The following is a 14,326-nucleotide window of genomic DNA, read 5'->3' on the forward strand; positions in this document are numbered from 1 at the left end:
CCAGTCTAGCCGCAGGACCCCATTTGTAGAAAACCTCCAATGGAATCCGCCACCGGCGCAGCTACTGTTCAAAACGTTATGCGGTCCGTTTTTCTTCCCCTATAAGGAAAAGTGCAGCGATGAACAACACTTCAGCCGATGCGCCGCAGTCTGTCCCCGGCACCGGCAGCCAGGGTTCTTCCGGCACCCGGCCGCGCCCCCGAAGCCACCGGTGGACATCGGCGGACCTGTCACTGATTGCCGTTTTTGCTGCCCTTACCGCGGTTTTCTCCCTTCTCCCAGGGGTGCCGCTGGGAGCCGGCGTGCCGATCACCCTGCAAACACTGGCGGTCATGCTCACCGGCATGCTCCTGGGACCGGCGCGGGGCGCGGCCGCCGTCGGCCTTTTCCTGCTTGCCGGTCTGGCCGGACTGCCGGTGTTCAGCGGCTTCAGCGGAGGCCTGGGCGTCCTGGCCGGCCCGTCCGCCGGCTACCTGCTGTCCTTCCCCGTGGCCGCCGCCGTCGTCGGACTGCTGGCCGGTCTAGTGCTGCGGCGGACGCGCCGGGCCCGCCCCGCCCTGCTCTTCGCCGCGGCACTGGCCACGAGCTTCCTCGTTGTTCATCCCGCGGGGATTGCGGGGCTGATGCTCAACGCCCATCTGTCCTTCCCCGCAGCACTGGCAGCGGACATGGCCTTCTGGCCCGGGGACGTCATCAAGAACGTGCTTGCGGCCGTCGTGGCGGTCAGCGTCTTCAAGGCCTTCCCGTCGATGGCCGCTCCGGAGCGCCGGAGCCGCTGATGCCCTCGATCCTCCTGCAGGACGCCGGTGTGCTGCCCGCCGACGACGGCGGCACTGCGTCCGGTGAGCCGATTCTGCATCCGCTGTCGCTGGAGCTGAATACTGCGCGCACCGCCGTCGTCGGCGCCAACGGCTCAGGCAAGTCAACGCTGCTGAAACTGCTGAACGGACTGGTGCTGCCGGACACCGGCACGGTCAGCGTGGACGGCCTGGATACTGCCAGGCACGGGGCGGCCGTGCGGCGGCGCGTCGGGTTTGTCTTCACCGATCCGCTCTCGCAGCTGGTGATGCCCACGGGGCGGGACGACGTCGAACTGTCCCTGCGCGCATCCATCCGGCACCGGGGTCAGCGCCGTGCCGAGGCCGAAGCCCGGCTGGATGCCCTCGGGATGCTGGAGCTGGCGGACCGGAGCATCTACGACCTCTCCGGCGGTGAACGGCAGCTGATGGCGCTGGCCTCCGTGCTGGCAGTGGAGCCTGCTGTGCTGGTGGCGGATGAGCCCAGTACCCTGCTGGACCTGCGGAACACGGCACGGCTGCGGCGGATCTTCGCTTCGCTTCCCCAGCAGGTCATCTACACCACCCATGACCTTGATTTCGCGGCCGATGCGGACCGGGTGCTGGTGATGGACGGCGGTGCGGTGGTGTTCGACGGCGGTCCGCGCGAGGGCATAGCCGCTTACCGCGCGCTGGCGCTGGGGGTGGGATGAAGCGTTCAGCGCGGTCTGCGGATCTGCTCGGGGCGTACCGGCCGGGCACCTCTCCGGTGCATACGGCGCCGCTGGGGCTGAAGGCGGCTGCCCTGGTGGTTCTGTCCGTGGCCGTGCTGGTGCTGCGCTCCCCTGTGGTGCTTGCGGTTGCCGTGGTCCTGGTGGTTGCCGGGTACACGGTTGCACGCCTGCTGCGGACGTCCTGGCAGCCGCTGCGTTCGATGTGGCCGATCCTCGCGCTGTTGGGAGCGTTCCAGTGGTGGGCTTCCGGTGCAGAGGCTGCGGTGATGGTGACCGGCAATATTGTGGTCTGCGTGACGGCGGCCCGGCTTCTGACACTGACTACTCCCCTGCAGGACCTCCTGGAGGGACTGGTGTCCCTGGCGCGTCCGCTGCGGCCGCTGGGCGCAGACCCGGAACGGTTCGGGCTGACCCTGGCGTTGATGCTGCGCAGCATTCCGTTCCTGCTCGGCTCGGCGCGGGATGTCCGGGAATCGGCCATGGCACGGGGGCTGGAACGTAATCCCCGTGCACTCACCGTTCCGGTGGTCATCCGGGCTGTTGCCTATGCCCGGCAGACCGGTGACGCACTGGCGGCGCGGGGCATCGGCGAAAGGTCCTCCGACGCGGAGGTTGCCAAAGGCAACCGATAACCTGAGGGCATGAGTTTCAATAACAACGCGCGTCTGGATTCCTCCCGTGTCAGTGACCGGCGCGGCAAGGGCAAAGGCATCGCCGTAGGCGGCGGACTGGGCGGTGGACTGCTGCTGATCCTGTCCCTGTTCTTCGGATCGGACGTGATTGACGGGCTGGGCCTGAGCGACGGATCCGGTGTCGCTGCCGGCCAGGCGCAGTCGGAAAGCATCGACACCTGCCTGAACGGTGAAGATGCCAACGAACGGCTGGACTGCCGCATCCTTGGTACTGCCGAAAGCCTCGACAGCTTCTGGGCACCGTATCTGGACGGCTACGGGCTGACCTATACCGAGCCCGGGGTGGTTCTCTTTACGGACCGAACTAGCACCGGCTGCGGTTCTGCCACCAGTGCTGTCGGTCCGTTCTACTGCCCTGCGGACGAGCAGACCTACTACGACACTGCGTTCTTCTCGGACCTGGTCACGAACTACGGTTCCTCCGGCGGTCCGCTGGCGCAGGAATACGTTGTTGCGCATGAGTTCGGGCACCATATCCAGCAGATCACCGGCTCCAGTGCGGGCCGGAATGCGGACCCCCAGGGTGCGGAGTCCGCGTCGGTGCGGACCGAACTGCAGGCCGACTGCTATGCCGGCCTGTGGGCGCGGCATGCGGCGGACCAGCCCGCTCCCGGCTCGGACGTGCCGTTCCTGGCACCGTTCACCGAAACGGACATCAGCGATGCCCTCTCTGCGGCGTCTGCCATCGGCGATGACCGGATCCAGGCTTCGGCCACCGGCCAGGTCAACCCGGAAAGCTGGACCCACGGCTCCAGCGCCCAGCGCCAGGCCTGGTTCCTGGCGGGCTACAACGACGGCGGCAGCCTGGAAACGTGCGATACCTTCAGCGCATCGGACCTGTCTAACCCTTAGGGTCTGGGCCTTGCCTGGCCTGCGGAATTGGGAGCAAACCCCAGAACCCAGGACCGAGGCAGGCCCGTGGTCCGAAGCGGACCACGGAACCGGCGGGCGTGGACCGAACCGGACCCTGTCCCCGAAGGGTCCGTCCGTTGGATGCTCGCTCCTATACCGGTCCGGATTAGAAGGGCGCTGTTGCCAATTGCCGATGTTCCGCTGCTGTGTCCGGTGGTCCAGCTTGCGGCCGGCCCAGTTCCAGGAAGGGGTCGGTCCGGTAGATGCGTCCGGTCGGTGAGGTCCACTCGATCACTCCGGGGGTCGGTTGGCAGGCTGTCCAGTAGCCGAGTGTCTTGAACCGGTGGTGCCTGCGGCAGAGGTGTTCCAGGTTTCCGTGATCCGTGGGTCCGCCTTTCGCCCAGTCTGTGGTGTGGTCGATGTCCGCGTTCTCGGTACTAACCCGGCAGCCGGGAAACCGGCAGGTTCCGTCCCTTGCCCGGAGCCAGCGGCGAAGCCCGGCCGGAACTTTTCGTCGCCGCCCTACCCCTAGAATCTCCCCTGTCTTTGGGTTCTGGGCGAGTCCGGTCCAGCCGGCGGCGTCCCGGGCGAGCCTGCGGGCTGCTTCTGCACTGATGGGGCCGTAGCCGTGGAGTTCGGCGGGCTTATCGTCGGCGCCGAAGAGTGTTTCGGCGTTGATGAGGACCATGATCTCGGCCCGCGGGACGATACTGCCGTCATCGCAGCCGGTCCCGCGGCCCCCGCCCGTCACACTCTCGATATCGCCTCCCGGACCGCGAACACGGCCGTCACCACCGGCCCCCTCGTTCCCCTCAGGGACGTCAATGCTGCCGGCACCGGCACCGGCACCGGAACCGGCACTCGTCAGGTCAAGACCGCCCATCAGCAGCTGCGCGAGGATGTCCGCACGCAGCTGATCCGTGGACCGGGAATCCCCGGCCGCCTGCTCACCCCGGGCCGCCGTGCTGAGTGTCGTGTAGATCTGCTGGGCTTCCTCGGCCCGCAGGTACGCGGAGAGGCAGGACATGCCGTCCTCTTCCCGGTCCAGGGTGACTTTGCGCTGCTCGAACGCGGTCAGATGCCGTTTGCTGACGGTGTCGGGGAATGTCGTTTCTCGCAAGCGTCTGGCCTTGGCTGAGAACTGGGCCCGGGTCTTCCCTTCTGCGGCTTTCAGCAGGTCTGCTTCAAACTCGGGCAGTTTCCCGGCGGGAACGGTCTCGCACTGCTCCAGCACCACCTGCGCATGCTGGTAACTAAGCTGTCCTTCTTCCAGCCCGGCCAAGGTGGCGGCATGGGGTCCGCACAGCAGGCCCGCTTCGAACATCAGCCGCTGCGCGGTGACCTGCGGGACGTTCAGGATGACCGCGCATTCGGACGCCGCGAGGCTGAACGCCATTGCCGGTTCGAGCCGTCCGGACGCGGCATGGAAATCGTCGCGGACAGCCTCCTGCATCCGGTTCATCAGCCGCGCCTCCTGTGCCTGCACCCAGGACTTCAGATGCGCCATCCGGGACAGGGCTTCCCCGACGGTCTGCGCGTCGAAGGCTTCGAGGTTCTGCAGGGCCAGTGTTCCGGTGAAGCCGTCCGGATATCCTTCGGCAGGACTCCGGGCTTCGGAATCGGAAACTGCGGGACCTCCGGAATCGTGGGCTGAACAATCGTCTCCGGAATCGGGGGCGGTGGGAGCTCCGGGATTGGCTGGTTGGGAAACGGATGGGGCCGCGGCGCCAGACCCGGCATCAGGTCCGGATTTCTCGGCTGGCTGGGTGCCAGCCTCGCCATCGTTCTCGGGAGTGGCAGCAGAAGTTTCGGTACCCGCGTCAGAGTCAGCATTCCCGACGGGTTCGGCAGTCAGTTCCGCCCGGTACACCGACAAAGAGCAGGCCGCACGCGGCGTATCTGCTTCACCAGTCTGCCCGGTTGGCTGCTGGTCTTCACTGCCTGGTTCTTCGGTTGTCCGTTCGGTGTTCCCGAGCTGATCCATACCCTCAGGATTTCACCCGGCACTGACATTTCCGGGCCAAAAACAGCCCCAAAACGCCCCCTCGCAAAACCTTAAATACCTGTCTTTCTAAGGCCACTACCTAGTCCCGAAACAGCCACCGATTGGCTCGCCAATGATCACTGGCGGGGACCCATTCGGACGCCAGGCAGCAGTTGCCGCGGGGACGACGCCGGCCCGCCAAGCGAACACCGGCCCGCCAAGCGAACCCCGGCCCGCCAAGCGAACCCCGGCCCGCCAAGCGAACACCGGCCCGCCAAGCGAACACCGGCCCGCCCCGTAGGTCCGCCCATGCCTCGTCGGCCCCGACGCCTCACAGTGGTTCCTGGAAACCACTCCGCAAACGGTCGCCGGGTTCGCCCAGCCAGCGCCCGCCGATCCGGGTCGCCCAACCGGCATCCCGGAGACCAGCTCATCCCTGGCTTTCACCCGGCGGCCCTCAGCTCAGGCCTCCAGCAGCCCCACGGCAGAAGCAGGAATGGCATCGGACAGCCAAACGCCCGACGCCGATCGGTAGAAACGTACTCCCTGTGCAGCCGCGATGTCCGTATCCACCGTAAGGATCACGGGATCGGAGTCCTTGCGCCTGCCGACCTGACGGGCCTGGTCAACGGTTTCCGCAAGGTGGACGGACTGCCGCTTCATGGGCAGGAGTCCGGATGCACGGATTGTGGGAACGGCAGCACGGGCAGTGCCGTGGAAAAGCACCGCCGGCGGCGAACCCGGCTCCCCTGTCGGCTTGACCGCCACGGAATGGCCATGCACTGCGCGGATGCGTCCGCTGCTGATCTGGTGCCGCTTCTTCTCCGCCGCGTCAAGCACCTCGTGAAGCACCTGCTCGTCCACGGATTCCCACTCCGGACCCAACCGGTGCAGAGCGGCGAGCACGTCACCCACCGGGGCCCATCCTTCGGGATCCAGCTCAAGGGCATACTCCTCCGGAGCATGACGGAGCGCATGGGACAGCACACGGCTTATTTCGGTACGGCTGGGACCACGGCCCATCTGGGTGCCGCCTTTCGGTACTGATGCCACTTTCCTCAACTTCAGTCGAACTCGCGCCGGTCCGGGAAGACCTGGCCCGGCAAAGAGTGCCCCTGCACCCTAGGCCCCCGGCTGCCCGACGTTTACTTCCGTAAAGTCGCGGCAGAGCAGCCAGCGCCCGTCATCAAGCCGCCAGGATTCCATCAGCAGGGCCCGCCCGGTCACGTCGCCGCCCGAACGGTACGTCATTTCGTAGAACACCACTGCTTCGTCCCGGCCGCGGGGCGTGACGGTCCGGAAGTCCGCATGCACGGTACTCCCCCGCAGCGCGGAAACCGTGCCGCCAAACCCTTCCCGTGCCGTCGCCGCGTCAAACGGCTCAGTGGCGGCGGCTTCGGACCCCAGCCACCCGTGATAGTCCGGCGACAGGAAGGTTTCGATCGGAGTGCTGTCCCCGGACGCCATGGCTTCGTTCCAGGCCGCCAAATACTGGTCATGAAAATGCGTGCTGTTCCCCATGGCGGACACGCTAGCACGCGCAAAAGGGCCGCTCCCCGTATCGGGAAGCGGCCCTTTCTGGTGGTGGTTCCGCTGCAGGCAGCGGAAACCTTTAGATGTTGAAGCCGAGGGCCCGCATCTGGTCGCGGCCGTCGTCGGTGATCTTGTCAGGTCCCCACGGCGGCATCCATACCCAGTTCAGTCGCCACTCATCGACGACGCCGTCCAGGGCCTGGGCAGTCTGCTCTTCGAGCACGTCGGTCAGCGGGCAGGCCGCCGTCGTCAGTGTCATGTCGATCAGAAGTGCACCGTCTTCGGCGTACTTCAGTCCGTAGAGCAGCCCGAGGTCAACGACGTTCACCCCGAGTTCGGGGTCGATGACGTCCTTCAGTGCCTCTTCGACGTCCTCAAGGGACGTGGTGGCCAGTTCGGAGTCGCTCATTTTTGCTCCTTCAGCTGTCTTTACTACGCGCCGGCTGCGGCAGCGTTGGCGCCGGTGAAGCGGTCGTAGCCTTCTTCTTCGAGGCGGTCGGCCAGTTCCGGGCCGCCCTGCTCGGCGATGTGGCCGTCAACGAAGACGTGTACATAGTCGGGCTTGATGTAACGAAGGATACGCGTGTAGTGCGTGATGAGCAGCGTACCCATGCCACCCTTGGAGTGCTCGCGGTTAACGCCTTCGGAGACGATCTTCAGGGCGTCGACGTCGAGGCCGGAGTCGGTCTCGTCGAGGATGGCGATCTTCGGGTGGAAGAGTTCCATCTGCAGGATCTCCACGCGCTTCTTCTCGCCGCCGGAGAAGCCTTCGTTGACGTTGCGCTGGGCAAAGTCGGCGTCGATGCGCAGCTCGGCCATGGCTGCCTTGACGTCCTTGGTCCAGTGGCGCAGCGAGGGGGCCTCGCCGTCGAGCGCGGTCTTGGCGGTGCGCAGGAAGTTGGTCATGGTGACGCCGGGAACCTCTACCGGGTACTGCATGGCCAGGAAGAGACCGGCGCGGGCACGCTCGTCAACGCTCATCGCGAGGACATCTTCGCCGTCGAGAGTGATGGTACCGCTGTCCACGCTGTAGCGCGGGTGGCCGGCGATGGTGGAGGCCAGGGTGGACTTGCCGGAGCCGTTCGGGCCCATGATGGCGTGCGTTTCACCGGTGTTGATGGTCAGGCTGACACCCTTCAGGATCGGCTTGCGGCCCTGTTCGGTCTCAATGCTGACGTGAAGATCCTTGATCTCAAGAGTAGACATGCGAGTTGGCTTTCTCCTTTGCACCCGCGGGTGCGTTACTAAGCTTTTGGGGATGGAAGGCGACCAAAGTCCGGGTGCCGGAGTTTTCCGGCACCCGGACTCAGAGTCTCAGTAGGCTCCGGAGGCTTCGAGCTCGCGCTCGACGGCGTCGGTGAGACGCTCTTCCAGGGCAGGGACCTTGATCTGCTGGATGATCTCGGTGAGGAAGCCACGGACCACCAGGCGGCGGGCAGTGTCCTCGGGGATACCGCGTGCCATCAGGTAGAACAGGTGCTCGTCGTCGAACCGGCCGGTGGCGCTGGCGTGGCCGGCACCCTCGATCAGTCCGGTCTCGATCTCCAGGTTCGGTACGGAGTCGGCGCGGCCGCCCTCAGTCAGCAGCAGGTTGCGGTTGACTTCGTACGTGTCGGTGCCTTCTGCTTCCTTGCGGATCAGGACGTCGCCAACCCACACGGTGTGCGCGTCGCGGCCCTGAAGGGCGCCCTTGTACATCACGCGGGACTTGCAGTTGGCCACTGCGTGGTCCACGAAGAGGCGCTGTTCCAGGTGCTGTCCGGCGTCTGCGTAGTACAGGCCGAACATTTCCACGTCGCCGCCGGTGGCGGTGAACTTGGAGGACGGGGTGACGCGCACCAGGTCGCCGCCGAGGCTGACGACGACGTGCTTGAACTTAGCGTCACGGCCGATCTTCGCGTACTGCGCGGAGGCGTGCACGGCGTCGTCGTCCCAGTCCTGGACGGAGACAACGGTCAGTTCCGCGCCGTCGCCCACAACGATTTCCACGTTCTGGGACAGCACTGCCGAACCCTTGTGGTCCAGGACCACCACGCCCTTGGAGAACTTCTCCGCGGTGATGACGATGTGCTGGGCGGCCGGATCCTTGCTGACACCGTTGATGGTCAGCGTTACGCTGCCGTCAATGACGGTTTCGGCGGGGATGGTCACGGAGGTTGCTTCACGGAAGTCCTCCCATGCGGCGGCGGCAACCCGGTCTTCGGGGATGCCGGCCGAACCGATGCGCGCATCCGTACGGGCAATGCTTTCGACCCGCACGCCGTCGGGGGCGACGACGGCCAGCTCGGGAGCCGTTCCGTCGAGGTCCGCGGTGTGCAGTCCGCGCAGGCGCTTGAGCGGGGTGAACCGCCAGTCTTCTTCACGGCCGGTCATTTTGCCGAAGTCAGCACGGTGGAAGGAGGTGGTGCGCCCGGCGCGTGAGCTGTCCGGAATGCCCTCTCCGCCACCGTGGCTGTGGGACTTGCTGCTGTCGCCGCCCAGCGGTGAGGAATCCTCGTTCAGCGGGGAGAGGTTTTCGCCCTCCTCGGTGAAGCCGTCAATGCGTACACGGTTGGTTTCCTTTGGGGAACCTACCTTCGCCTTGACCTCCTCCACTACATTGCTGACCTTTTCGGTCACGGTTTCGACGACGTCGTTAAGCTTCGACATTAACCGACGGCTCCTTCCATCTGGAGTTCGATGAGGCGGTTGAGTTCAAGGGCGTATTCCATCGGCAGTTCACGTGCGATCGGCTCAATGAAGCCGCGCACGATCATTGCCATTGCCTCGTCCTCGGGAAGGCCGCGGGACATGAGGTAGAACAGCTGCTCCTCGCTGACGCGGGAAACAGTGGCTTCGTGGCCCATGGTGACGTCATCTTCGCGGATGTCCACGTACGGGTACGTGTCCGAGCGGGAGATGGTATCCACCAGCAGGGCGTCGCAGCGCACGGTGTTGGCCGAGTGCGTGGCGCCTTCGCGGACCTGGACCAGGCCGCGGTAAGCGGCACGGCCGCCGCCGCGGGCCACGGACTTGGAGATGATGGAGCTCTTGGTGTTCGGGGCAATGTGGACCATCTTGGATCCGGTGTCCTGGTGCTGGCCTTCGCCGGCGAAGGCGATGGACAGGGTCTCACCCTTGGCGTGCTCGCCGACCAGGTAGACAGCCGGGTACTTCATGGTGACCTTGGAGCCGATGTTGCCGTCGATCCATTCCATGGTGGCGCCCTCGTGTGCAATGGCGCGCTTGGTCACCAGGTTGTACACGTTGTTGGACCAGTTCTGGATGGTCGTGTAGCGGACGCGGGCGCCCTTCTTCACGATGATTTCGACGACGGCGCTGTGCAGCGAGTCCGACGTATAGATCGGTGCGGTGCAGCCCTCGATGTAGTGGACGTAGGAATCCTCGTCCGCAATGATCAGGGTGCGCTCGAACTGGCCCATGTTCTCCGTGTTGATACGGAAGTAGGCCTGCAGCGGGATCTCCACGTGAACGCCCTTGGGGACGTAGACGAAGGAACCGCCGGACCACACGGCAGTGTTCAGCGAGCCGAACTTGTTGTCACCGACGGGGATGACGGTGCCGAAGTACTCCTGGAACATTTCCGGGTGTTCCTTCAGCGCCGTGTCCGTGTCCAGGAAGATAACGCCCTGGCGTTCCAGGTCCTCGCGGAGCTGGTGGTACACAACCTCGGACTCGTACTGCGCTGCTACGCCGGAAACCAGGCGGCCGCGCTCAGCTTCGGGGATACCGAGCTTCTCGTACGTGTTGCGGATGTCCTCGGGAAGGTCTTCCCAGGTGTTGGCCTGCTTCTCCGTGGAGCGCACAAAGTACTTGATGTTGTCGAAGTCGATGCCGGAGAGGTCTGCGCCCCAGGTCGGCATGGGCTTGCGTTCGAAGTACTTCAGGCCCTTCAGGCGAAGGTCCAGCATCCACTGCGGCTCGCTCTTCTTAGCCGAAATGTCGCGGACGACTTCCTCACTCAGGCCGCGGCGTGCGGTTGCACCGGCAACGTCCGAGTCGGCCCATCCGTACTCGTATGTACCGATGCCCTCGAGCTCGGGGTTCTTTTCCAGGATGTCTGAAATCACAGACTCCGGCACCAATGAAGGTGCCGTTGGCTTCTGGGTTACTTGATCCGTCATCACGGCCTTTCTTGCTGATGAATGGATGTGGACTGGTTGGTCTCGACGCGCAGTGGAACCTGCGGCGCGGATCGGGTCCGACCCACTGGGATGTGGGTCGTACAAACGTGACCGCCCCGGGAGAGCGTGGACAGTCGGCGGACGTCCACGTCGAGGAGGCGGGCAAAAACTTCGGTCTCCTTGTCACAGAAGACGGGGTAGGCCGTGGCGAGTCCCTGGATGGGGCAGTGTGCCTGGCACAGCTGGACACTGAGCAACGTGCTCTTCCTCGCGGCGGCGCCGATCATGGTGGTTGACGCCACAAAGCCGTCCTTGGTCAGTTCCGCGGCCAGCGCCTGGGCGCGGTCGCCGACGTCGGACCCTGCGGCTTCGACCACGGGACGGTAGCGTTCCTCCATGCGGCCGAAGCGCTCCGCGGCGAAAGCCTCAATCGCCTGCGGGCCGAGCGCGGCACCGAGCTGGCGCAGCGCCTCCGTGGCGATATCGAGGTAGTCGTTGCCCAGGTGCGCCTGGCCCTGCGGGCTCAGCACATAGCGCCTGGCGGGCCTTCCGGCCCCGGAGGAGGAATTGCGGACGAGCTTGACCTGGATCAGGCCCTTCCCGGACAGCGCATCCAGATGGCGGCGCACGGCGGCAGGCGTGAAGCCCAGCCGTTCGCCCAGCTCGGCTGCGCTGACAGGGCCGTGTTCCAGAACCGCACCCAGAACCTTGTCCCGGGTGCGCTCCTCCGCTTCGCGGGCAGCACCGGGTACGGCTGCTGCCTTGGGTTCAGAGTTGCTCACAGAATACACAACACAAGCATGTCCTAATCTGTTCCCTGATTCCACTAAGGCAAGGCTTGCTATTGCCGCAGTGGCGGGGGCGGTTGTCCGTGCGGGCGGCCTGTACTACCTAACGTAGAATATGCAGGTGCCTACCGATGAACCCTGCCTGACCATTAAAGGTCTAATCAAGGACTGCGGCCCGGTTGCTGGTCTCGACGGCAAAATGATCCGTGTGCTCGCCGGCGTCGACTTCACAGCCCGCCGCGGCTCCGTTACTGCCCTGCTCGGCGCCAACGGCGCCGGTAAAACCACCACTCTTGAATGCGCCCAGGGCCTCCAGTCCATTGACGGCGGGGAAATCCGCCTGCTCGGGCAGGACCCCTACCGCGCCGACGCCCACCTGCGCAGCCGCGTGGGCGTTATGCTGCAGGAAGGCGGCCTCCCGCCGTCGGCCCGTCCCGTTGCCCTCCTCGAACACGTTGCCCGGATGTATGAGTCCCCGCGGCCCGTGGCTGAGCTCGTGGAGCGCCTGGGCATCGGCAGCTTTGCCAACACCGGCATCCGGCGCCTCTCCGGCGGGCAGAAGCAGCGCCTGGCGATGGCCGCCGCGCTGATCGGCCGCCCGGAAGTGCTTTTCCTGGACGAGCCCAGCGCCGGCCTGGATCCGCAGTCGCGGCAGATCGTCTTCGAGCTGATCGAGGAGCTGCGGGCCGAGGGCCTCGGCATCATCCTCACGACCCACCTGATGGACGACGCGCAGAAACTCGCGGACTACGTCTACATCATCGACGCCGGCAAGACCGTGGCTTCCGGAACGGTCGCCGAGCTGACCTCCGCCACCGGCTCCCCGGCCGAACAGCGCCTCCTGACGTTCGACGCCGGCCCCGGGCTCGACGTCGTCGGCCTCGCCTCCGGCCCGCTGCGCCACCTGGAGGTTTCCGAAGCTGCGCCCGGCCACTATTCCGTCCGCGGGTCCCTGACTCCGCAGGACCTGGCCGCGCTGGCCGCCTGGTGGGCGGAGCACGGCATCCTGCCGTCCTCCGTGCACATGGCTTCCCGTACCCTCGAGGACGTTTTCCTTGATCTTTCCGGAAGGGCTATCCGATGAGCGCTCCCGCGTCGCTGCCGGCACGCATCCTGAACCAGGGCCGTTACGAAGCCCTCACCATGCTGCGCAACGGCGAACAGCTGATCCTCGCCGTGGTCCTGCCGCTGCTTGCCATGGTGGCCCTGGTGGTCACTCCCCTGCTGGACGGCTACGGAACTCCCCGGATCAACATGGCCGCCCCTGGGATCTTCGCGCTCTGCGCCATGTCCACCGCCTTCACCGGCCAGGGCATCGCGACCGGTTTCGACCGCCGCTACGGTGTGCTCCGCTACCTCTCCACCACCCCGCTGGGCCGGACCGGACTGATTGCCGGAAAGGTCCTGGCCGTCCTGGCCGTCCTGGCCATCCAGGTGGTGCTGGTCTCGGTGGTCGCCCTGCTGTTCGGCTGGGAGCCTGAACTGAGCGGGCTACTCCCGGCTGCGGTGCAGCTGGTCCTGGGTGCGGTGGCGTTCACGGCTTTGGGCCTGCTCGTCGCCGGCACGGTACGGCCTGAGGCCACACTGGCCATCACCAACCTGCTCTGGATCCTCCTGGCGGCCGCCGGCGGTATCATCATCCCGGTAGGCAACCTGCCCGGAGTGCTGCAGCCCTTCATCGAAGTCCTGCCCTCAGCGGCCCTGGGCGACGCCCTGCGCTCGGCCCTGATCGACTCGCAGTTCAATATTTCCGCCACGCTGATCCTTCTGGCGTGGACAATACTGGGCGGCCTCGGTGCTGTCCGCTGGTTCAAATGGAGTTAGCAACCGTGTCACAGACCTCGGCCGGGGTCCCCGCCCGGCAATCGAACAGCCCCGCTGCCGGACCCCTGATCCGCAACCTTGCCTTGGCTTCGCTGGTGGCCAACATCGTGATTGTAGTGACCGGCGGCGCGGTCCGTCTGACGGCTTCCGGCCTCGGCTGCCCCGAATGGCCGTTGTGCACCGCGGACTCCTTGGTGACGACGCCGGAAATGGGCCTGCACGGCATCATCGAGTTCGGCAACCGGCTCCTCACGTTTGTGCTCACGGCCATTGCCTTCGCCACGGTGTTCTCCGTCTGGCGGATCCGGGCCGAGCGCCGCGATCTGTGGTGGCTGTCCATCGCCCTGCTGGCCGGCGTTCCCGCCCAGGCCGTGATCGGTGGAATTACCGTCCTGACCGACCTGAACCCGTGGGTGGTGGGCCTGCACTTCCTTGCCTCGACGGTGATGATCAGCGCGGCCGTGGTGATGGTCAACCGGTCCCGGCTGTCAGCATTGGATCTCCAGGCACGCCATGCGCCGCTGGCGGACAAGAGCCTCCGCCCCGTGCTGGGCGCCATCGGTGTCCTGTCCGCGCTGACCGTGGTGCTGGGCGTTGTCGTGACCGGTTCCGGCCCGCACGCCGGCGACCACGGTGCCGCCCGCAACGGCCTGAACCCGGACCTGGTCACCCGCATCCACGTGGTGCCCGTGTACCTGCTGGTCTTTGCCCTGGCCGTGGCCCTGTACCTGGTCTACCGGCGGGGCGCGGACGCCCGGGTGCGCAAGGCCGTGTCCGTGCTGGCCGTCGTCGTGCTGGCCCAGGCGGCCATCGGGTACGCGCAGCACTTCCTGCACCTGCCGATCGCCCTGGTGGCGCTGCACATGCTCGGTGCCTGCCTGCTGACGGCTGCCGCTGCGCAGGCCGTGTATATCGGTTTCAACAAGCAGGTTCCCGGCGGTGCTGCCGTGGCACTGGCGCAGGCACAGGCTGCCCGGAAGGTTCGGTTTGGCCGGCGCGAACGGACGGGTCGGAAGTAG

Annotated in this window: 15 protein-coding genes; 7 read left to right on the plus strand and 8 right to left on the minus strand. The window is 66.0% G+C overall.

All coding sequences use genetic code 11. The features are described 5' to 3' along the window. Positions 1 to 119: 119 nt before the first annotated feature. Genes NNX37_RS08955 through ypfJ form a run of 4 tightly spaced genes read left to right on the plus strand, consistent with a single transcriptional unit; the run spans position 120 to position 3,054 of the window. Positions 120 to 779: a biotin transporter BioY gene (locus tag NNX37_RS08955; protein ID WP_255792080.1), complete on the plus strand. Its 660-nt coding sequence runs from the start codon at positions 120 to 122 to the stop codon at positions 777 to 779. Continuing rightward, the gene (locus tag NNX37_RS08960; protein WP_255792081.1) at positions 779 to 1,489 is read left to right on the plus strand and encodes an energy-coupling factor ABC transporter ATP-binding protein; all 711 of its coding nucleotides are present in this window, start codon (positions 779 to 781) and stop codon (positions 1,487 to 1,489) included. Before NNX37_RS08955 ends, NNX37_RS08960 begins: the two co-directional genes overlap by 1 nt. After that, the gene (locus tag NNX37_RS08965; RefSeq protein WP_255792082.1) at positions 1,486 to 2,142 is read left to right on the plus strand and encodes an energy-coupling factor transporter transmembrane component T; all 657 of its coding nucleotides are present in this window, start codon (positions 1,486 to 1,488) and stop codon (positions 2,140 to 2,142) included. Before NNX37_RS08960 ends, NNX37_RS08965 begins: the two co-directional genes overlap by 4 nt. A 9-nt stretch (positions 2,143 to 2,151) precedes the next feature. After that, positions 2,152 to 3,054 carry a KPN_02809 family neutral zinc metallopeptidase gene (gene ypfJ / locus NNX37_RS08970; RefSeq protein ID WP_255792084.1) on the plus strand — a complete coding sequence of 301 codons (903 nt, stop codon included), beginning with the start codon at positions 2,152 to 2,154 and terminating at the stop codon, positions 3,052 to 3,054. 166 nt (positions 3,055 to 3,220) lie between these two features. Here the strand turns inward: ypfJ and NNX37_RS08975 are convergent, their stop codons facing one another. The 8 genes from NNX37_RS08975 to NNX37_RS09010 all read right to left on the minus strand — a co-directional run bounded on the left by NNX37_RS08975 (position 3,221) and on the right by NNX37_RS09010 (position 11,486). Further along, positions 3,221 to 5,038, minus strand: coding sequence for a DUF222 domain-containing protein (locus NNX37_RS08975; RefSeq protein WP_255792085.1), 1,818 nt, complete (start codon positions 5,036 to 5,038; stop codon positions 3,221 to 3,223). A 462-nt stretch (positions 5,039 to 5,500) separates the two neighbouring features. Continuing rightward, on the minus strand, positions 5,501 to 6,091 hold the full coding sequence (locus tag NNX37_RS08980; RefSeq protein WP_255792087.1) for an RNA 2'-phosphotransferase: 591 nt from the start codon (positions 6,089 to 6,091) through the stop codon (positions 5,501 to 5,503). A 69-nt stretch (positions 6,092 to 6,160) separates the two neighbouring features. Then, positions 6,161 to 6,559, minus strand: a complete 399-nt coding sequence (locus tag NNX37_RS08985) for a nuclear transport factor 2 family protein (protein WP_255792088.1) — start codon at positions 6,557 to 6,559, stop codon at positions 6,161 to 6,163. A 91-nt stretch (positions 6,560 to 6,650) separates the two neighbouring features. Beyond that, on the minus strand, positions 6,651 to 6,980 hold the full coding sequence (locus NNX37_RS08990) for a metal-sulfur cluster assembly factor (protein WP_229948292.1): 330 nt from the start codon (positions 6,978 to 6,980) through the stop codon (positions 6,651 to 6,653). 23 nt (positions 6,981 to 7,003) lie between these two features. Next, complete coding sequence (sufC, locus tag NNX37_RS08995; RefSeq protein WP_255792090.1) at positions 7,004 to 7,777, minus strand: Fe-S cluster assembly ATPase SufC; 774 nt, start codon at positions 7,775 to 7,777, stop codon at positions 7,004 to 7,006. Positions 7,778 to 7,885: 108 nt separating this feature from the next. Beyond that, complete coding sequence (gene sufD, locus NNX37_RS09000; RefSeq protein ID WP_255792091.1) at positions 7,886 to 9,220, minus strand: Fe-S cluster assembly protein SufD; 1,335 nt, start codon at positions 9,218 to 9,220, stop codon at positions 7,886 to 7,888. Continuing rightward, the gene (sufB, locus tag NNX37_RS09005) at positions 9,220 to 10,695 is read right to left on the minus strand and encodes a Fe-S cluster assembly protein SufB (RefSeq protein WP_255792092.1); all 1,476 of its coding nucleotides are present in this window, start codon (positions 10,693 to 10,695) and stop codon (positions 9,220 to 9,222) included. Before sufB ends, sufD begins: the two co-directional genes overlap by 1 nt. Beyond that, positions 10,695 to 11,486: a helix-turn-helix transcriptional regulator gene (locus NNX37_RS09010; RefSeq protein WP_407079939.1), complete on the minus strand. Its 792-nt coding sequence runs from the start codon at positions 11,484 to 11,486 to the stop codon at positions 10,695 to 10,697. The genes sufB and NNX37_RS09010 overlap by 1 nt, the downstream gene beginning before the upstream one ends. A gap of 112 nt (positions 11,487 to 11,598) precedes the next feature. Here NNX37_RS09010 and NNX37_RS09015 point away from each other — a divergent pair, with 112 nt between their 5' ends. Genes NNX37_RS09015 through NNX37_RS09025 form a run of 3 tightly spaced genes read left to right on the plus strand, consistent with a single transcriptional unit; the run spans position 11,599 to position 14,326 of the window. Then, complete coding sequence (locus NNX37_RS09015; protein WP_255792094.1) at positions 11,599 to 12,567, plus strand: ABC transporter ATP-binding protein; 969 nt, start codon at positions 11,599 to 11,601, stop codon at positions 12,565 to 12,567. After that, positions 12,564 to 13,307, plus strand: a complete 744-nt coding sequence (locus tag NNX37_RS09020; RefSeq protein ID WP_255792095.1) for an ABC transporter permease — start codon at positions 12,564 to 12,566, stop codon at positions 13,305 to 13,307. The genes NNX37_RS09015 and NNX37_RS09020 overlap by 4 nt, the downstream gene beginning before the upstream one ends. A 5-nt stretch (positions 13,308 to 13,312) precedes the next feature. Next, entirely contained in the window at positions 13,313 to 14,326 is a 1,014-nt protein-coding gene (locus NNX37_RS09025; RefSeq protein WP_255792097.1) for a COX15/CtaA family protein, read from the plus strand.

The organism is Arthrobacter zhaoxinii, from assembly GCF_024385505.1.
Taxonomy (GTDB): Bacteria; Actinomycetota; Actinomycetes; order Actinomycetales; family Micrococcaceae; genus Arthrobacter_B; species Arthrobacter_B zhaoxinii.